The sequence below is a fragment of the Chryseobacterium binzhouense genome (genome assembly GCF_007474545.1).
Classification (GTDB): domain Bacteria; phylum Bacteroidota; class Bacteroidia; order Flavobacteriales; family Weeksellaceae; genus Chryseobacterium; species Chryseobacterium binzhouense.
This window is the reverse complement of the sequence record NZ_VKOG01000007.1, coordinates 110,939-129,451: the sequence shown is the minus strand read 5'-3', so window position 1 is coordinate 129,451 and position 18,513 is coordinate 110,939. Positions and strand designations below refer to the sequence as shown.

Below are 18,513 nucleotides of genomic sequence, written 5' to 3'. Positions count from 1 at the left end.
TACCAAAGAACTTATGAAATCATTCATAAGTTCTTTATTTTTGCATTATGGAAAAGGAATATAAAGAATACAGTTATTTTGACGAAGATCCAAAAAAAGGATGGGGTTTTATTCTGGCTCTGGCTTCTCTGCTTGTATTTACATTCATGGGAATCGGACTGGATTTTGACGAATATCTTCAGCATGAAAGCCTGAACATTCCTAAAGGATATTTTTATCTGATTTTCTCGGTAGATATCTTGATGATTGTAGGAATTGTTCTGATGTTTTTTTACCGGAAAGCAGGAATTGTACTGTTTCCTGTAATGCTTCTTGCGCATTTTTTTATGCATAACTATTATCTTTCCACATTTTTATATTCTGATGTTACCAATCTGTTTCTCTTTACAGGATTCGGAATGTTGGCAATTATTCCGAAGTGGAAGTTTTTCAGATAGGAATATAAATTGTTGCATTTAACTAATCTTGGTACTCTCCGTCAGAATCTTTAATTTTGACATTATAAAAATAAAATTATGAACACGCCCTCTAAAATGATAGATCTGGGAACAAGAGCTCCCTTTTTTGAGCTTCCAAACCCATCAAAAAGTAATGAAGTGCAATCTCTTCATGACCTGAAAGGAGAAAAAGGAACACTGGTAATTTTTATGTGCAATCATTGTCCGTTTGTTCTTCACGTTATTGATAAACTGACGGAACTTTACGAGGATTACAATGAAAGAGGAATTGAGTTTATTGCAATCAACTCAAATGATGTAGAAAAATATCCTGCAGATTCTCCGGAAAAAATGATTGAATTTCAGATCGAAAGAAAATTTGATTTTCCTTATTTATACGACGAAAGTCAGGCAATTGCAAAAGCTTATGATGCAGCATGCACCCCGGATTTCTTTTTCTTTGATGAAAAACTGGATCTTGTCTACCGAGGGCAAATGGATGATTCCAGACCTGGAAATAACAAAGATGTAACTGGTGAAGACTTGATCATTGCTTTTGAAAATTTATTATTGGGCGAAGCACAGGAAGAAATTCAGAGACCAAGTATGGGCTGTAATATAAAATGGAAATAGCTATTTTATCCATTAAAATTAAAAATACCCTGAAATTTTTTTCAGGGTATTTTATTATAATTAGAAATACTAAGCTCTCAAATATCTTGAATAAGCATAACCTTCTTCTCCGTCTGCGGTTTTCACTTTCCACCAGTCATCAGAAGTCTGTTCAACCAAAGTAATGGTTTCTCCTTTTGCTGCTTTCCCAACAACAGCCGCCTCAGTAGAAGGCTCCTGTCTGATGTTTAGATTAGATTCTTCGGTAGCAACAGTAAGGCTTGTTCCTGCTGCAAGACCAGTAACCTGCACATCAATATTAATATCTGAAGCAGAGTAAGTAGAATCTATTGCTCCCAAAGCATTCCATACCGCATCTTTCGTCGCAGTATTGGATGCACCTCCGGAAATATAAAGGATTCCGTCCTGCTCCTGAACCTGAAGATTGCTTACTCCGGCAGACTGAGCTGCTGAAACTACGCTTGCATATTTATCTTGTAATGTACTCATGATTTCTTATTTTACAACTAAGTTATTGTTATACTTTCCGATTTTTAAAGCATCTACAGATTCTTTAATTTTTCTAGCCTGAGCAGAAGATACATTTCCTGTCAGAGTTAATTCACCGTTAATTACTTCAACTTTTACAGAAGGGAAATCTTTTACGGCATCCTGTACTTTTTGCTGAATCATAGGGTCTACAGCAGATGCGGTTTCTACCGGCATTGGAGCTGCTTCTACTTTAGCCATATCATGTACATCTTTCACTCCTTTTATTTCCTTCAAAGATTTAATTGCAGCATCTTTTTCTTCCTGCGATGCAAAAGTTCCGCTCAGGTGTGCAACACCATCTTTTATTTCCACACTTGCTCCCGGATTTGCCGTTACAACTGTTGTCGCCTGAGTCTGCAGATCAGCATCAGAAACTTTCTTTTTACACGAAATAGATCCAAACGATACTGCTAAAGCTAAAGCAGATATTGCGATTGTTTTTTTCATAATTGATTAATTTAATGTTTTAATTAGAACCAAATGTAATAATAAATTTTGTACCAACAGATCAAAAATGAAAGAAATATATGGTAGCATTGCTGTAAGTTTTTCATTTTCTGTGTTTTTAATTTATTATTTATTTGGTGAGCAATTTTTTATAAAAATTCAGGCTTAAATAATTAAAGCATTATATTTGCCTTTCTTGAACTATATATATGAAAGGACAAAATAAATTATTCGTTGCTATTATTGTAGCATTAGTAATTGGTGTTGCCATCGGCGGTTTGGTGCATATTAATTATCCTGAAAGCGCAGAGCCGTTTTCTAAAAACATCAAGCTCTTGGGAACCATCTTTATCCGTTTAGTACAAATGATTATCGCTCCGCTTGTATTTACAACGCTTGTTGTGGGAATCGCAAAAATGAGCGATATCAAGATGATTGGAAGGGTAGGTACAAAAGCAATGCTGTGGTTTATTTCTGCTTCATTGGTTTCTCTCTTCATTGGTTTGGTTTTGGTTAACTGGCTTGAACCGGGACATGTTACCAAACTTCCTATTCAGGATGCTTCATCCGCAGAAGAATTAGTGAAATCCAGCAAAGGTTTTTCTCTGGAAGATTTTGTAAAGCATATTATTCCTAAAAGTTTGTTTGAAGCTTTTGCAACGAATGAAGTGCTGCAGATCGTAGTATTTTCTATCATGTTTGGAGTTGCTTTAGCCAACTTAGGGGATGATTATGCACAGCCTGTAATTAAGCTGTTTGATGTTGTGGCACACGGGATTTTGAAAATGGTAGGCTACATTATGTGGTTTGCTCCTTTGGGAGTTTTAGGAGCTATTGCGGCAGTTGTTGCGACCAATGGTTTTGAAATATTTAAAGTCTACGCTATTTATCTGCGGGATTTTTTCTTTGCTTTAGGAATTTTGTGGCTGGTTCTGCTCTTGGTAGGATATATGATTTTAGGACGCCGTCTTTTTGATCTATTAAGAAGAATAAAATCACCGTTGCTTATTGCTTTTTCTACGACAAGTTCAGAAGCAGTTTTTCCAAAACTGGTAGAAGAGCTGGAAAGATTTGGCTGTAATAACCGAGTTGTATCATTTATTTTACCTTTAGGATATTCTTTCAATCTGGACGGAAGTATGATGTATATGACCTTTGCTTCCATTTTTATTGCTCAGATCTACGGAATTGATATGTCTGTCGGACAGCAGGTGACGATGCTTCTAGTTTTAATGCTTACCTCAAAAGGAATTGCAGGAGTTCCGAGAGCGAGTCTGGTAATCATCGTGGCAACTTGTTCCATGTTTGGAATTCCGCCTGAAGGGATTGCGTTGATTTTGCCGATTGATCACTTCTGCGATATGGGAAGAAGTATGACGAATGTTTTAGGAAATGCTTTGGCAACTTCAGCCGTTTCAAAATGGGAAGGTCAGCTTGACAGCCACGGCGGAGATTTGTAGCAGTTCTAAATTTTAATATAAAAAGGCAAAGCTAAATTAACTTTTAAGCTTTGCCTTTATTTTTTGAAATACTACATTATTAACAAGTCGAATGCTTTTAATGTATGCTAGAGTTCATGTTTTCCAATCTAGATTTGCAAATTTTTTTATGTAATTAAATTCTTTCTAATTCGTCTCCGTCAATCGTCGTTTTAAAAGTGCCGTAATTTACAACTACTTTATTTTTAGATATTTTTTCAATCGTTCCCACACTGGTACTTCCGGTTATTCTCACACGCTGACCTATCTTCATCCAGACAGAGCGATCGGTTTTACGTTTTTCCTCAAGCTTTTCGTTGGTTTCAGTAATTTTTTCAATCACATCTTCTTTTTTCAGCTGTTGGGTAATTTTTCTTTTAACAACTTGAAGCCTTTTAGATTCGTCTTTATCCGCACCGATTTTTCTGAATTTTTCCTGTTCCAGAATTTTCACAAAATCTTTTACCACATCTTTTCTGGATTTTCCTTTTACATAGCTGTCAATAAAAGATTCTATCTTATTGCCAAACTGTAATTTACGATGCTCTTCTTCATACAGTTTCTGAAAGTTGAACAGCTTTTGCTGAAGCTGGTCATTCAGCTTTTGCAGATTGTCACGCTTGTCTTCTACAGATTCCTTTCTTTCAGCAAGATCAGTCTTCAGCTTTTCGACCTCGTATTTTTCCTGTTGAAGTTTTACAATGGTTTTATCTAAATTCACAATATCATGTTCCACTTTTTTCTTGGCAGAATGAATGATAAATCTTGGGATTTTATTTTTCTCTGCCACTTCAAAGGTAAATGAACTTCCGGCTTGTCCTACTTCCAGCTTATACATAGGTTCCAGAGTTTCTTCATTGAACAGCATTGCCGCATTTTGAGCATTCGGAAGCTGTTCTACAACCAGTTTAATGTTGGTGTAATGGGTTGTGATGATGGCAAAACTTTTTTTATCATAGAAAAATTCCAGAAAGCTTTCTGCCAAAGCACCACCCAATTCAGGATCTGAACCTGTACCAAATTCATCAATCAATAAAAGGGTTTCGGCATCAGCTTCACGGATGATTCCTCCCATCTTTTTTAATCGTGACGAATAGGTGGAAAGATGATTTTCGATAGATTGATTATCACCAATGTCCGTCATGATTTTGTCGAAGAAAAACATTTCCGACTTCGGATGTACGGGAACCAGAATGCCGCTCTGAATCATTAACTGGAGCAATCCAACAGTTTTCAGGGTGATTGATTTTCCGCCCGCATTCGGTCCCGAGATACAAATAATTCTGTTATGCTCGGTGAACGTTAACGATTGAGGGAAAATCACTTTATTTTCCGCTTTATTTCTTAGAAACAATAATGGGTGGAAAGCATCTTTTAACCTTAATGTTTTATGGCGGTTTATTTTGGGTAAAATTCCGTTGATAAGATTGGCAAATTTTGCTTTGGCTCTAGTTAAATCAAGATCAAAAATGTATTGCTGATATCTCCAAAGCTGAGGTTGAAATTCTGCTAATTCCGCTGTAAGCTGTCTTAAAATTTTATCAATTTCTTTTTTTTCTTCTTCCTGACTTTCGCGAAGTTTAAAATAATGCTTCACTACGCTTTCAGGCTGAATATAAGTAATGGAACCGGTTTTTGAAAGTCCTAAAACCCTTCCCTGAACTCTTTTCTTGAATCCCGATTTTACAGCCAGAACTCTTTGATCGTCAATAATCGTTTCCCGGATATCATCTAAAAACTCACTTTGACCGTAATTGAATAAAGCTCTGTTGAAATTCTCGGTAATCGCTTTTTTAGCATGCTGAATCTCCGTTCTCAGTCCTTTCAGAATAGGGGATGCCTCACTTTTTACTTCTCCGAAACGGTTGAATACTTTATCAATCTTATCAATAATTTCCTTTTTAAATTCCAGCACAGAAACATTCTGCATCAAAGTAGGAAATGTTTCCGGCATTGTCGGGAAAAATTTCTGCAGTTTTCCGATTTGCTCCGTAAGTGTTTTTATTTTGATGAAAGCAGCGTTTTCTAATCGGTAATTTTCGATCAGCATCAATTTTAGCTCACTTTCAATATCTTCGTATTCACTAAACGGAATGGCGTTGGAGCTTTCAAAGCTTGAAAGATATTCTGAAGTTTTTTTCAGGGACAGCTCAGCCTCATCTATTTTCATCGGACGGAGCTGAAGGATTTCTTCTCTTGTTTTCGGAGAATATGCAAAGGGAGAAATTTCCGCGAGCAATTGCGGAAATTCCAATTCGTCTAAATCTTCTTTATCTATATACACATTGCAAAGATAATTAATTTGAAAATTTGAAAATGAGTTAATTTGATAATTAAAAATTCAAATTTTGTTAATATGAGTATTAAAATCAAAAAATATTCTGAAATTCTTATGAAAATTATTAGGGTCGTTTTTAAACTCAGAAAGACGAAATAAATTTAAAGTAACCGTAATATCTGTATATTTGATTGATGAAATTAGAAACAGAAAGACTAAGTTTAAAACCCATTAACGAAAGCCATGTTGAAGATATTTTAAAGATCAGAAGCAATGAAATGGTCAATCGGTTTGTACAAAGAGTTTCGCCAAAGACAAATTACGATGCGCTGGATTTTATTTTGACCATTAAAAAAAGAGTTCAGAATAATGAAACTTTTTACTTCGGAATTACTTATAAAAACCAACAAAATCTTTTAGGAACCATTTGTCTGTACAGATTTTCCGAAGACCGGACTGAAGCAGAAGTCGGTTACGAATTATTGCCCGATTATCACCGAAAAGGAATTATGTCTGAAGCTTTGTCTGCGGTTTTAGATTTTGGTTTTAATGAATTAAATTTGAAGGAGATTTTAGCTTTTACCAATATGTTTAACGAAAATTCAAAAGGACTTCTCTCGAAACATGACTTTGTTTTACAAAAAGGCAGAACTGATGAAGGTTTTCCGGATAATTTGGTTTTTAGTTTGAGGAAGAAAATAATTGATAATTATTCACTTTAAATGTCGAAAAATATTATTGCAATTCTAATAAGTATTCTCATTCTCCTTTTTTCAGTACAGGATTTTGGATATATGTTTATTTCTCTACCATTTTTTGTTTTATTGTCGTACAATTTATCAGATTTAATTCTAAAGTTCAATAATAAAAAATTAGGAAAAAGAACAGATAAAAATTTTGAATGGATACCTTTAATACCCCTATTTATTATTTTGATATTTGGCAGATATTTTGAAAATACCATCGGAGGCTATGAATTGTTTTGGAGATCTGCTTTCGTAAGTCTTATTTTTAGCGTTTTAACAGTTTATATTCTTTCATTTTACTACACCTTTAATGATGATAAATTAAAAAGAAATAATATTCTGGGTCTTTGTTTGTTTTTTTTATTATTGATACCATCTTTAAGTATTTATATTAATTATAGATTTTCTATTTCGAGCGATAAAAAAGAGAGAATTGAAATCAATAAAAAATATATTAATAAAGGCTCAAAAGGAGGTACATCTTATGAGATATTTATTAAAACTGAATTTGACAAAGATGAGCGACTGGATATTGATAAAGAACTTTATGAAAAAATTTCAGATAATCAACTGATTGAGCTGACTCTTTCTGAAGGGATTTTAGAATATAACTATGTTGAGAATATAAAAGCAATTAATAAATATTAAACAATGACCTGGACAGAAATTTTAGCCCCGATAAAAAACACAGAATATTTTACCAATCTTTGGGAAAAAGTAAAACAGGAATACGCCACAACAAAAGTTTTTCCGCCAAAAAATCAGATTTTCAGAGCATTGGAAATCACACCATTTGAAGATATTGAGGTGGTTATCATTGGTCAGGATCCTTATCATAATGATTTTCAGGCAAATGGTTTATGTTTTTCGGTTTCCGAACAGGTAACAGCGCCGCCATCGCTTAAAAATATTTTTACTGAACTGAAAAATGATCTGGGAATTGAAAGAACTTCAAAAGAGCTGGATGATTGGGGAAAACAGGGCGTTTTATTGCTGAATGCTACTTTAACGGTTCGTGCACATTCTCCCAATTCACATAAAGATTTAGGCTGGGAAAAATTCACAGATTTTATTATTAAAGAAATTTCAGATAAAAAAGAAAATGTAGTTTTCGTTTTATGGGGCGCTTTTGCACAAAAAAAAGCCGAACTGATAGATCCAGCTAAACATTTTATATTAAAGTCTGCACATCCTTCTCCGTTTTCTGTTCACAGAGGATTTTTCGGGAGTCAACCTTTTTCAAAAATCAATGAATATTTAATTTCAAAAGGAAAGAAATCTATCTCGTGGTAGTTGTATCTCGTATTTCCGGATCTTTAGTAAGAGAAATCCCTATTTTGTATTGTCCGGGTAACGATTTTACATTACTTTTTTCCGTTGGATAGGGCGTGAGTTTCATCAGCGATATTTTATATCCGTTAAAATAATGCGATTTATGATAGTCTTTTCCTGCAACCTCCTGCGTGGAAAGTCTTACCATTACAGGACGGCTCGTTGTGCTCATCAGTTCTATATCTGCAACAGCAACTCCCGACCAGATACATTGTGTTCCCTGCGGACAACGGCTGTCTTCAGAAATTCCCCTGAAAGTTACATTCATCTGATATTCTTTCAGAAATTTATTTTCACCTTCCTTTAAATAAATAATATTTTGACCTTCCGTAGAAGATTTTTCTGATGCTGCAGATCTTTGAGAAACACTTTTTTGAGAGCTGCAGTTTACCAATAGGATAATCGCAAATAATAAGAGTTCTTTTTCTTTCATAACTTATAAAATATTAAAAACGTCAAGCAAAACTACCAATAACATGGCAATCCCAACTACAAGATTGAATCCTGTTCCGTAAAGAAAACCTATAAAAGCTCCTTTAGTAGATTTCCAGGCTTTGGTAAGATCTTTACTGTCATGCAATAATTCACCTACAAAAACTCCCGCAAACATTCCAAATAGAAAACCCAGCGGAATCGGTAAAAACATTCCTACAATAGTTCCTATCACAGATCCTATGCTTCCCCAACGTGTGCCGCCATATTTCCTGTTTGTTTTTGCCGGAATAACATAATTAAGAACCGCTGAAGCAAGAGTTAAAATAACAAATGCCCAGATATAAATCATGGAGAGATCGGAATCTGTTCCGTATTTGTAGATTAAAAGACCGGCAAGACTCAGTACCAATCCGGGTAAAATTGGTAAGAATGTACCCAAAATTCCTAATATTAAAAGAATAATGCTGAATAAAGTAATTAATGAATGATCCATAAATGTAAAAATAAAATCAAGGTTGTTTCACAAAAAGTATGCTACGGTTTCAAAATAGGAGTTAATAACGAAACATTAATTATTTTCAGGAAATTAAATTCCCTAAAAAATGAGTGATAAGAGACGATGGTATTTGTTGATCTCCGAAAAGATCCGGAGAAATCAGGAATAGGTTTGTATTAAAAAATTAAAGTCAGCGTTTTTTCTGCGATCTTTTGGGAGCTGTTTTTACTCTGATTTTAAACCTTTTCTGAGATTTTGGTTTTTTATGCATATTTGTGAATGTTTGATAACTAAATTTAATCAATTTCTCAATTAAAATAAATACTTTTAGCAAAAAATAAAATTAAATTTTGTTTATGTACATTAAAAATTTGAGTATAAAGTCGGTTGTAATTGTCCTGCTGAAAGTTACTGGTATTTTAATCGGAATTATCCTCATCTACGCACTGTTAGGATATTTGCTGCCGTTTATTGAAGTTTCGGAGAAAGATGATGGAGAAACTAAAGAAATTCCGATTTATATTTATACAAACGGTGTGCATACCGATATTGTGATGCCTGTAAAAAATGATATTCATGACTGGAGTTCCAAAATTCCTTTTTCGGATACAAAATCTGAAAAGACAGATTATCAGTTTGTGGGAATAGGGTGGGGTGACAAAGGCTTTTACTTGGACACGCCGACCTGGGCAGATCTGAAATTTTCAACAGCTTTCAAGGCTGCTTTTTGGATGAGCGAATCTGCAATGCACTGTTCTTTTTATCGAAATATGACGGAAGCTGCTGATTGCAAAAAAATAATGGTCAGCCGAAGTCAGTACAGGAAACTAATTGATTTTGTGGATGCTAAATTTGATAAAGACGATCTGGGAAATTATATTCTTATTCCTACGAATGCTGTCTACGGTGATAATGATGCCTTTTATGATGCTAAAGGCAGGTACAGTTTTCTGAACACCTGCAATACCTGGGCAAATGACGCACTGAAAGCCGCCGAACAAAAAGCCGCATTTTGGACACCTTCTGATTATGGAATATTTTTACATTACAAATAGATGATCTTAAAGTCATATTTTATTATCATATTTTCTTTAGTGCTTTTATCATGCACAAAAGATCAGCTTATCAATACTCAGAAAAAAATAGTTTTTGAAGACGCCAGTATTGCAGAACTGGAAAAACCAAGTATTGATTTAGTTAAAACAACAAACAAAGCAAATGAGGCTTTGGAATTTGCTAAGTCTAAAAAACTAAGCACTGAAATCTGCATCCTGATTGATATGAGCCTCCATTCGGGAGTCAACAGGTTTATAGTGTGGGATTTTAAAAGCCAGAAAACGCTGGGAAATTATCTTGTTGGTCACGGCTGCGGAATAAACTCATGGAGCAAAGACGAGTCAAAAGACCAACCCAAATTCAGCAATGAAGATGGCAGCCACCTTTCCTCTTTAGGTAAATATAACCTGAGTTCGGTTTAAGCGAAGTTTAAAAATAATTGACCGTCATTTACTTTTTTTAAATTGAGTGACGGTTTTTTGGGAAAGAAGCAATAAGCAGTTAGTGCTCCCAAAATGTTGATCATAAAATTATTAACACTTCGATGTCTGGTATGTTCTACTTGACAATGGTTTTTTAATTCATCATTTATAGTCTCAATGATGGCTCTTTTTCTAAGCAAAATCTTGTCTTCCATTTTCATAATATGATTTTTCATATTCTTTCTAAGTTTTGTAAATAGTTGAATTCCATCTGCAAAAAGCACCTCCCAAAGGGCTTTTGAAAGGTATCCTTTATCTGCAAATAATTTTCCAAAAAGCTGCATGGTCATACTCTTAATGTGCTTAAGATCTCTGTCGTCAACATTTCCTTTCGTTACATAGAAGGATAAAAGTTCCCCTTTTTCATTGCATACCAGATGTAATTTGAAGCCATAAAACCTCAAACTCCTTACAAAAATCATCAATTTGTACAAAAATATTTGTAATTTGGTCTTTCAAATCCATAGCAGTAATTCGTTTAAATATTTGAATGTCAGAAACTTAAATATACGAATTATTGCTATTTTATGAAAATTTTATTCACTTTTCTTATCCCGAACTCAGGTTAAATATAAGTTGTCGGGAAGAGGCTACAGCGATTGGGGTATTCATGTAAAATATCTGATGCACGGCATGGAAGATTCAAACAGCAATGCGCTGAAAAGATTTATCGTGTTCCATTCCTGGGAATTGATGAGCGATGAAGAAATTTTCCAAGCGGCTCACCGGAAGGATGGGGCTGTCCTACAGTTTCCAATAACGCCATGAAGGAAATTGATGCGCTTCTGCAAAAACAGAGTAAACCTGTTCTCATGTGGATTTATAAGTAATGTAATCTGAATATTAAAAAAAGAGCCTCGACAAAGTCGAGGCTCTTGCTGATTATAAGTGTATAGTTTTTATAGCTGCTTATAACTTCTCTGGATAAAATCCGTAAGTTCTTTACCTTTCAGCAAATTCTGCGATAATTTTGCGAGATCCAAAGCGTATTTTATCTGATTATTCTTTTCTTCAGCATTTTCGTTTGCTAAAATTTTTGAAGCAAACTCACTGTTGGAGTTTACCACCAAATTGTACATTTCAGGAAAACCTCCCATTCCGAACATTCCGCCGCCTCCTGTCGCCTGCATGTCTTTCATTCTGCGCATAAACTCAGGCTGGGTAATAGTGAAAGGAGCATCTGTACTGTCTAAATCTTCAAGCTGTACGGTGAATTTTTTATCATTGATAGATTCTTCAACCGTTTTCTTTAAAGATTCTTTCTCTGTTTCGTTGAGTTTTGAGATAACAGGCTCATCTTTTTTAATCAGATTATTGATGTGGTCTGCATCCACTCTTGCAAACTGGATCTTCTCTTTAGATGTTTCCAGTTTTTGAATAAGATGAGGAACAATAGGAGAGTCTAATAACAGTACTTCATAGCCTTTATCTTTAGCCGACTGAATGTAAGAATGCTGCTCGTCTGCATTGGTAGAATATAAAATTACCAGATTGCCGTCTTTGTCGGTTTGTATCGGTTTTATTTTTTCTTCCAGTTCGTTCCAGAGGAAATATTTGCCTTCGCTGGTAGGATATAATGCAAATTTGTCTGATTTTTCGAAGAATTTTTCTTCAGAAATCATTCCGTATTCAATAACGATCTTAATGTCATTCCATTTTTTCTCGTAATCTTCGCGGTTTTCATTAATCAATGAAACCATTTTGTCGGCAACTTTTTTGGTGATGTAAGAAGAAATTTTCTTTACCGCACCATCTGCCTGAAGATAAGATCTGGAAACATTCAACGGGATATCCGGAGAATCTATAACTCCGCGAAGCAGCATCAAAAAGTCAGGAACAATGCCTTTTACCTCATCCGTTACAAAAACCTGATTCTGATAAAGCTGAATTTTGTCTTTTTCAATATTCAGATTATTGCTGAGTTTTGGGAAATATAAAATACCTGTGAGATTGAAAGGATAATCTACATTCAGGTGAATATTAAATAAAGGCTCTTCAAACTGCATAGGATACAGCTCATGGTAAAACGATTTGTAGTCTTCGTCTTTTAATTCACTTGGAGCATTTGTCCACGCCGGAGTAGGATTGTTAATAATATTATCAACGTCAACAGTTTCTGCAACCGCATCTTCTGCTGCTCCTTCAGGTAAAGGAAGCGTTTCTTTTTTTGTTCCGAATTTAATTGGAACAGGCATGAATTTGTTGTATTTGGTCAGTAATTCACGGATTCTGAATTCTTCTAAAAATTCGGTAGAATCTTCAGCAATATGAAGAATAATTTCTGTTCCTCTGTCAGTTTTTGCAGTTGTCTCTTCTAAAGTAAACTCAGGACTTCCGTCACAAACCCAGTGTACAGCCGGTTCGTCTTTATAAGATTTAGAAATGATTTCTACTTTTTCTGCCACCATAAATGCAGAATAAAAACCAAGTCCGAAATGCCCGATAATTCCTGAATCTTTAGCAGAATCTTTGTATTTTTCTAAAAATTCTTCAGCACCCGAAAAAGCTACCTGATTGATGTATTTTTCCACTTCTTCGCCGGTCATCCCGATTCCCTGATCAATGATATGAAGTTTTTTGTTTTCTTTATCAATCTTCACTTCAATTTTAGGATTTCCGTACTCTACCTTTGCTTCACCAATTGAGGTTAGATGTTTCAATTTAAGAGTTGCATCTGTTGCATTGGAAATTAATTCTCTTAAAAATATTTCGTGATCGCTGTAAAGAAATTTCTTAATCAACGGAAAAATGTTTTCCACTGAAACATTAATATTTCCTTTAGTCATAATTATTTGATTTTAAATTTTCTTATGTTTCTCAAAAAAAATACCATGGCTTTCAATCTGCCATTTTGACATAACTAATAAAAAAATCACCCGCATTCAGGTGATTTATGTTTTAATTTTTATAAATCGGTAATCAGTTCGGACTTGCAGTTTTCATCCTGGTAAGTTCACCTCTTGTAATGACCTTCGTATTGATCTCGTCAGTTTCAAAAAAATCTTTTAAAATAGAATTAATTTTTTCCGTATCAAAAGGCTTACAGGAAAATACATCTATTGCAGCAAACTCTTTTTCTGGCCATGTATGAATGCTGATGTGGCTTTCTTCCAACAAGATAAAGCCTGTTGCACCAAATGGCTGAAACTGTTTATATGCTTCCTGCACTTTCCCCAACTTTAACTCTTCAACAACTTTGTTGAGAATTATTTTTATTTCCGGAACAAAAGATGACTTCTGAATATTACATCCGTAAATATCCCAAATCGTATGGTAGCCGATGGTATGATAATCTGAAATCATATTAGTTGGTAGATTGGCTTACGGGCGGCGCTGCATTGATGCTGTCGGAAGATATTGAATCTTCGCTGTTGAGTTGTGCTTCTTCAGACGCTCTGGTAATTAAGTTGGCAAACTCATTCAGGTCATATAATTTGACCATAACCTCATATTGTTCTTCCATTTCAAGCATTTCCGGCAGCTCTTCTCTCGGTCCGTAATCCCATGAGATAGGATTGATAAGGTCTTTTACCACATCGAAATTTCCTTCAAGCGGCATTCCGTAAAATTCTATTTTTTTATTGGGAAGTTTATGCGCATAACTGTTCTGAAAAGAAGGACTTCCATAGAATTCTTCAGTTTTCAGATATTCATTTCTGGTCGGATTAAGAAAATAGGCATTCTGGGTAAAATTGTATTTTGTTTTAGTATTGTCTTCCAAGGTTATAAGATGTTCACCTTTTCCCATTTCTACCCATACCACTTCTTTTGCGGGAACTTCTACTGTAAGGGTGTCTACTTTTACAATTATTGAATGATCGGTAGGATTATCAATAGCAAGATCTACACTTCCTTTTCCGCAGGAACACAATGCAAAGGCTGCAAAAAGTATTAAGAATATATTTTTCATGTTTTTAATTTTAAATGATATAATGTGATACAAATTCACAATTATTGGTAATGATTTCTCTGTTTTCTGCTCTGAAATTAATGGCAGATGGCTGGAAAGTATAAAAAATGCCTGCCTGATAATAGTAGTTTTCCCGATCCTTATCTAAAGGATAATATCGCTGATAGATTTTTTTCTGTCCTGCAAAATCTCCTTCAGACTGAATGTTTTTATGCACAATTTTTACATTTTCTCCCATTCTTCCGTAAACAGGTTTTTCTACATAGTCTTTTCCTGCAAGAAAGGAAGAACTGTCGTAAGTTTCTGCAATAAAAGTATTGGGGAAATGCTGGGTAATGTAATTCAGAAATAATTTATTCTGCCATACAGCGGTGTATGGAGGATTAAGAATAATTGCCAGATCTTTTTCAATAATTTCGATAAGCAGCTTTGCGAGTTCAGGTTCTTCGTTGAACATCCAGTCCCACGGAACCATTTTAAACCAGACATCTACAGGCTGAAACTCTCCGCCAATTTCAAAGAAAATGCCTTCGTCAGAAAATGTTACTTTTTCCAAATCAGTATAAAAAACATCATAACCTGCTTTATACGCAGCGTTCAGAACCATATCACAGTTGAGCCTGTCTTCTTTGTGACCAAATGAAGATGCCAAAAAATAGGGTTTTTCGTACGGGATATTTTTCTTAAGATCTGAAAGTGTGCTTTCAAGATCGCGCTCCAGTCTATTCAACTGCCCCATCGGAGATTTGATATGTTCCAGCTGAAGTTTTTGCCATAAAATGGTTTCAGGGAGAGTTGAGCAGGTGTCTGCATTGAATTCGATAACTTTTGCGTTTCTTTCATCAATTCCGCCATTGATGTCAAATCTTCCGTACAAAAGAGGATGCTTTTTTCTGTCATTCCATGTTTTTTCAATGATTCCATGGAAAAACTGCGGGATATCCAAAAGATGGAGATTTCTGTCCCGAATGATTTTATCAGTCGCTTTTTCAAAAACTGAATACGCTTCCTGTGCGATGAAGGTAAATTTGCTGACCTCAGAAGTATGAAGACCCAATACTTCTTCAAACAGATAATCTTCATCTGCAAACCACTGCAGCTGAACCGGCATATCTTTTTTGCGGATCTTTTTTATTTCCTGAAACCTGTTATCCTCCATAAGATCTGAAAGATTTTCCTGCGCCGTATCCTCTGGATGCTCTTCCCGGAGTCATTACTCTGCGGGAGGTTGCTGTTTTTACCATATCATTTTTCAGACCGGTAGATTTGTTATATGCATCTGCACTTTTGTAATAGCTTGAATTGGGAGTTGTGTTGGCGAGATTTCTGCTGAAGAATGCAGAAGCAAGCGAATACATTAATACTCCTCTGAGTGCTGAATGAGTGTGGTTGCCGGATTGTGACTCACTTTTCAGTTTCTGAAGAGACAGGGTGTCTGTTTTTCCGTTGAGATAATGTACTATTGCGGTAGATTTCGTTTTATCGTCAATGATTTTTTCATCAATAATTTTAAAATCATCACCGGGTTTTACTTCTTCAACCTCGGTAACTGTTCCTTTGGATGATTCTTTAATGGTAACCGATTCACCGTCTTTAATTCTGGGACTCCCGTCTCCGCCGCAGCTTTGTAAACTAAGCAGGCTGAATGCCATTACCGGGAAGAGAATATTTTTTTTACAAAATATAGAAATAGTAAAAGAATTTTTCTTCATATTTGGAAATAAGTTTAAAATCAAATATAAAGATTATTTTGAAACCGAAAATAAAAATTTTAGCTTTTTCAGTTTTTGTTGCAGGATTATGCTCAATTATTTACGAGCTGCTCATCAGTGCTACTGCAACGTACTTCCTTGGTAATGGGGTAATGCAGTTTTCTATTCTCATAGGTGTTTATATGTTTTCAATGGGAATTGGGGCTTATTTATCAAAATTTTTCAAAGAAAAGCCATTGGATTTTTTTGTTTTTATTGAAGTCATTTTGGGTTTAATAGGCGGAATTTCAGTTCCTCTTCTTTATTTTCTTTTTGTGAATGTAAGTCCGGGAGTATTACAGGCTTTTTGTCTGGTGATCATGTTTTTTATCGGATTAATTACGGGAATGGAGGTGCCGCTTCTTACCTTTATGAATGAAAGTGAAGAATATAAGGATAATCTTTCCAATTTTTTGTCGCTGGATTATATTGGTGGGCTTATTGCCACCCTTATTTTTCCTTTTATTCTGCTTCCTTTTGTAGGTCTGTTTTATTCATCACTTCTTTTTGGGATTGTGAATATTGTATTGGGGCTTTGGCTGAGTCAGAAATTATTAAAGAAAAGAAACAAAACTTTTTATTTCGGAATTTTCGTTTTGGCTTTTCTTATTGTAATGGTCGTCACTACAGGATCAATGCTTAAAGTATGGGAAGAAAAAATATATAAAAGTCCGATTGTAGAAAACATTCAGACACCGTACCAGAAAATTGTCATTACAAAAAATAATGATGATGTAAAGCTTTTTTTAAACCGCTCAATACAGTTCAGCTCTAAAGATGAATACCGTTATCATGAAATGCTGGTTCACGTTCCGTTACTGATTCATGATAATCCTGAAAATATTTTAATTCTTGGAGGCGGTGAAAATCTGGCGAGTCGGGAAGTTCTGAAGCACCCTACTGTGAAGAGTGTTGATGTGGTAGATATAGATCAGATGATGTTCGATTTGTCAAAAAAAAATAAACATCTTCTAAAAATAAATGATAAAGCTTCTCTGAATCCTAAAGTAAATCTGGTTGCTGATGACGCTTTTACTTTTCTGAAAAACAATATTAAGGAATATGATGTCATCATTGCAGATTTACCTGATCCTTCTGTTGATGCCATTGCAAAACTTTACAGCAAACAGTTTTTTGGTCTTGCCAAAAGAAATCTGAAAGCAGACGGAGTTTTTGTAACGCAGTCCGGAGAAGTGTATTATTCTAACACGGCTTTCAGCTGTATTAAAAATACGGTGAGTTCTATTTTTAATTATACCAAAACCTATCAGGTTTACGTGCCTTCTTTTGGATATTGGGGGTATACTATTGCAAAAAATACTGATTTTAACGAAAAAAAACATCGCAAAATTCCCGAGAATCTGAAATTTCTTACCGAAAATGTTTTTATCAATTCATTTGAACTTCCTAAAGACATCAGCATTGTTTCCACAAAGATCAATACCATAGATAATCCTGTAGTTTTGGACTATTTTCTTGATGACTGGTACAAATGGAAGACAGATATGACGACCAACTGACAGCATGAAGTTTTATTTTTACTAAATTTACATACATTCAAAAAAGATGAGTATGGAAATTATTATCAGTAAAAATAATATACTTTCAAATCCTGAAACAAAAGATTTTCTGGCGGATGCATTTTATCCAAAAGTTGATCATCAGTTGCCGCTGATCATTTTTGTTCATGGATATAAAGGCTACAAAGATTGGGGAGCATGGGATCTGATGGCTGAAAAATTTGCTGAAGCAGGTTTTTACTTTGTGAAATTTAATTTTTCGCACAACGGAACCACCGTTCAGAATCCCGAAAATTTTGAAGATCTTGAAGCCTTTGGTAACAATAATTATTCTAAAGAGCTTTCAGATTTAAGTTTTGTTTTAGATCATTTTGTCAAAGAACCTCAGGTAAATCCCGAGAAAATTATTCTCATAGGTCACAGTAGGGGTGGTGGAATTTCTTTAGTGAAAACTTCTGAAGACACCAGAATAAATGGTCTGATTACATTGGCAAGCGTTGATTCTCTTGCACGTTTCCCAAAAGACGAAGCACTCGAAAACTGGAAAGAAAATGGTGTCTACTATGTTGAAAACGGAAGAACAAAACAGCAAATGCCTCATTATTACCAGTTTTTTGAAGATTTTCAAACCAATAAACTCTGTTTTGATGTGGAAAGAGCTGCCGAAACAGCAAAAGCACATTTTCTGATCATTCATGGAACAAAAGATGACAGCGTAAGTGCAAAAAATGCTGAACATCTCCGGTTTTTAAATCCCAATTCCGAATTGTTTTTAATTGAAAATGCCAATCATACCTTTGGGGCTTCAGAACCATGGAAAAGTAGAGAATTACCTGCAGATCTTAATACAGCTGTAGAAAAATCAATAAAATTTATTCAAGAGAAAATGGTGAATCAATAATTTTAAAACAACAAATCATTTAGATTTTAAAATAGCAAAAGGCTCTAGCGAAAATTGAAATGCTAAAGCCTTTTAGTTTA

21 protein-coding genes and 1 pseudogene are annotated in these 18,513 nt (G+C 34.8%); 10 read left to right on the top strand and 12 right to left on the bottom strand.

Annotation, left to right across the window (positions count from 1 at the left end):
• The first annotated feature begins 47 nt into the window (after positions 1–47).
• Positions 48–437 carry a hypothetical protein gene (locus tag FNE73_RS15130; protein ID WP_143885399.1) on the top strand — a complete coding sequence of 130 codons (390 nt, stop codon included), beginning with the start codon at positions 48–50 and terminating at the stop codon, positions 435–437.
• A gap of 75 nt (positions 438–512) precedes the next feature.
• On the top strand, positions 513–1,070 hold the full coding sequence (locus FNE73_RS15125) for a thioredoxin family protein (protein WP_185147362.1): 558 nt from the start codon (positions 513–515) through the stop codon (positions 1,068–1,070).
• Between the two features lie 69 nt (positions 1,071–1,139).
• Here FNE73_RS15125 and FNE73_RS15120 read toward each other — a convergent pair whose 3' ends face one another.
• Together FNE73_RS15120 and FNE73_RS15115 are read right to left on the bottom strand one after the other, a co-directional pair.
• Entirely contained in the window at positions 1,140–1,559 is a 420-nt protein-coding gene (locus FNE73_RS15120; protein WP_143885397.1) for an SH3 domain-containing protein, read from the bottom strand.
• 6 nt (positions 1,560–1,565) lie between these two features.
• Entirely contained in the window at positions 1,566–2,048 is a 483-nt protein-coding gene (locus tag FNE73_RS15115; RefSeq protein ID WP_143885396.1) for a BON domain-containing protein, read from the bottom strand.
• Between the two features lie 209 nt (positions 2,049–2,257).
• Between FNE73_RS15115 and FNE73_RS15110 the strand changes: the two genes are divergently transcribed.
• On the top strand, positions 2,258–3,508 hold the full coding sequence (locus tag FNE73_RS15110; RefSeq protein ID WP_143885395.1) for a dicarboxylate/amino acid:cation symporter: 1,251 nt from the start codon (positions 2,258–2,260) through the stop codon (positions 3,506–3,508).
• A gap of 154 nt (positions 3,509–3,662) precedes the next feature.
• Here FNE73_RS15110 and FNE73_RS15105 read toward each other — a convergent pair whose 3' ends face one another.
• On the bottom strand, positions 3,663–5,810 hold the full coding sequence (locus tag FNE73_RS15105; RefSeq protein ID WP_143885394.1) for an endonuclease MutS2: 2,148 nt from the start codon (positions 5,808–5,810) through the stop codon (positions 3,663–3,665).
• Between the two features lie 188 nt (positions 5,811–5,998).
• Between FNE73_RS15105 and FNE73_RS15100 the strand changes: the two genes are divergently transcribed.
• The 3 genes from FNE73_RS15100 to FNE73_RS15090 are packed head-to-tail and all read left to right on the top strand — an operon-like array spanning position 5,999 to position 7,843.
• On the top strand, positions 5,999–6,526 hold the full coding sequence (locus FNE73_RS15100) for a GNAT family N-acetyltransferase (RefSeq protein ID WP_143885393.1): 528 nt from the start codon (positions 5,999–6,001) through the stop codon (positions 6,524–6,526).
• A complete protein-coding gene (locus tag FNE73_RS15095; RefSeq protein WP_143885392.1) occupies positions 6,527–7,198 on the top strand; it encodes a hypothetical protein in 672 nt (223 codons plus the stop codon).
• A 3-nt stretch (positions 7,199–7,201) separates the two neighbouring features.
• On the top strand, positions 7,202–7,843 hold the full coding sequence (locus tag FNE73_RS15090; RefSeq protein WP_143885391.1) for a uracil-DNA glycosylase: 642 nt from the start codon (positions 7,202–7,204) through the stop codon (positions 7,841–7,843).
• Here the strand turns inward: FNE73_RS15090 and FNE73_RS15085 are convergent.
• On the bottom strand, positions 7,830–8,315 hold the full coding sequence (locus tag FNE73_RS15085; RefSeq protein ID WP_143885390.1) for a hypothetical protein: 486 nt from the start codon (positions 8,313–8,315) through the stop codon (positions 7,830–7,832). The two genes, FNE73_RS15090 and FNE73_RS15085, sit on opposite strands and share 14 nt — an antisense overlap.
• A gap of 3 nt (positions 8,316–8,318) precedes the next feature.
• Positions 8,319–8,810, bottom strand: a complete 492-nt coding sequence (locus tag FNE73_RS15080) for a DUF456 domain-containing protein (RefSeq protein WP_143885389.1) — start codon at positions 8,808–8,810, stop codon at positions 8,319–8,321.
• Positions 8,811–9,169: 359 nt separating this feature from the next.
• On the opposite strand from FNE73_RS15080, the gene FNE73_RS15075 reads away from it, so the two are divergent.
• Positions 9,170–9,868, top strand: coding sequence for a TIGR02117 family protein (locus FNE73_RS15075; RefSeq protein WP_143885388.1), 699 nt, complete (start codon positions 9,170–9,172; stop codon positions 9,866–9,868).
• Positions 9,869–10,291 carry a murein L,D-transpeptidase catalytic domain-containing protein gene (locus FNE73_RS15070; RefSeq protein ID WP_143885387.1) on the top strand — a complete coding sequence of 141 codons (423 nt, stop codon included), beginning with the start codon at positions 9,869–9,871 and terminating at the stop codon, positions 10,289–10,291.
• Here the strand turns inward: FNE73_RS15070 and FNE73_RS15065 are convergent.
• From FNE73_RS15065 to FNE73_RS15035, 7 genes and pseudogenes are all read right to left on the bottom strand, one after another.
• Positions 10,288–10,749: pseudogene (locus FNE73_RS15065) on the bottom strand (IS982 family transposase); the annotation flags it as partial. The gene FNE73_RS15070 and the pseudogene FNE73_RS15065 overlap by 4 nt on opposite strands.
• A 269-nt stretch (positions 10,750–11,018) precedes the next feature.
• Positions 11,019–11,165, bottom strand: coding sequence for a hypothetical protein (locus FNE73_RS16940; RefSeq protein ID WP_228430158.1), 147 nt, complete (start codon positions 11,163–11,165; stop codon positions 11,019–11,021).
• A gap of 85 nt (positions 11,166–11,250) precedes the next feature.
• On the bottom strand, positions 11,251–13,137 hold the full coding sequence (htpG, locus tag FNE73_RS15055) for a molecular chaperone HtpG (RefSeq protein WP_143885385.1): 1,887 nt from the start codon (positions 13,135–13,137) through the stop codon (positions 11,251–11,253).
• Positions 13,138–13,270: 133 nt separating this feature from the next.
• The gene (gene speD, locus FNE73_RS15050) at positions 13,271–13,654 is read right to left on the bottom strand and encodes an adenosylmethionine decarboxylase (protein WP_143885384.1); all 384 of its coding nucleotides are present in this window, start codon (positions 13,652–13,654) and stop codon (positions 13,271–13,273) included.
• Between the two features lies 1 nt (position 13,655).
• Complete coding sequence (locus FNE73_RS15045; protein ID WP_143885383.1) at positions 13,656–14,261, bottom strand: hypothetical protein; 606 nt, start codon at positions 14,259–14,261, stop codon at positions 13,656–13,658.
• A gap of 10 nt (positions 14,262–14,271) precedes the next feature.
• A complete protein-coding gene (locus FNE73_RS15040) occupies positions 14,272–15,420 on the bottom strand; it encodes a glutathionylspermidine synthase family protein (protein WP_143885382.1) in 1,149 nt (382 codons plus the stop codon).
• Entirely contained in the window at positions 15,410–15,973 is a 564-nt protein-coding gene (locus FNE73_RS15035) for a nuclear transport factor 2 family protein (RefSeq protein ID WP_143885381.1), read from the bottom strand. Before FNE73_RS15035 ends, FNE73_RS15040 begins: the two co-directional genes overlap by 11 nt.
• Before the next feature lie 38 nt (positions 15,974–16,011).
• Here FNE73_RS15035 and FNE73_RS15030 point away from each other — a divergent pair, with 38 nt between their 5' ends.
• Complete coding sequence (locus FNE73_RS15030; protein WP_160812179.1) at positions 16,012–17,532, top strand: polyamine aminopropyltransferase; 1,521 nt, start codon at positions 16,012–16,014, stop codon at positions 17,530–17,532.
• Between the two features lie 52 nt (positions 17,533–17,584).
• Positions 17,585–18,433, top strand: coding sequence for an alpha/beta hydrolase family protein (locus FNE73_RS15025; RefSeq protein ID WP_143885379.1), 849 nt, complete (start codon positions 17,585–17,587; stop codon positions 18,431–18,433).
• Positions 18,434–18,513 lie beyond the last annotated feature (80 nt).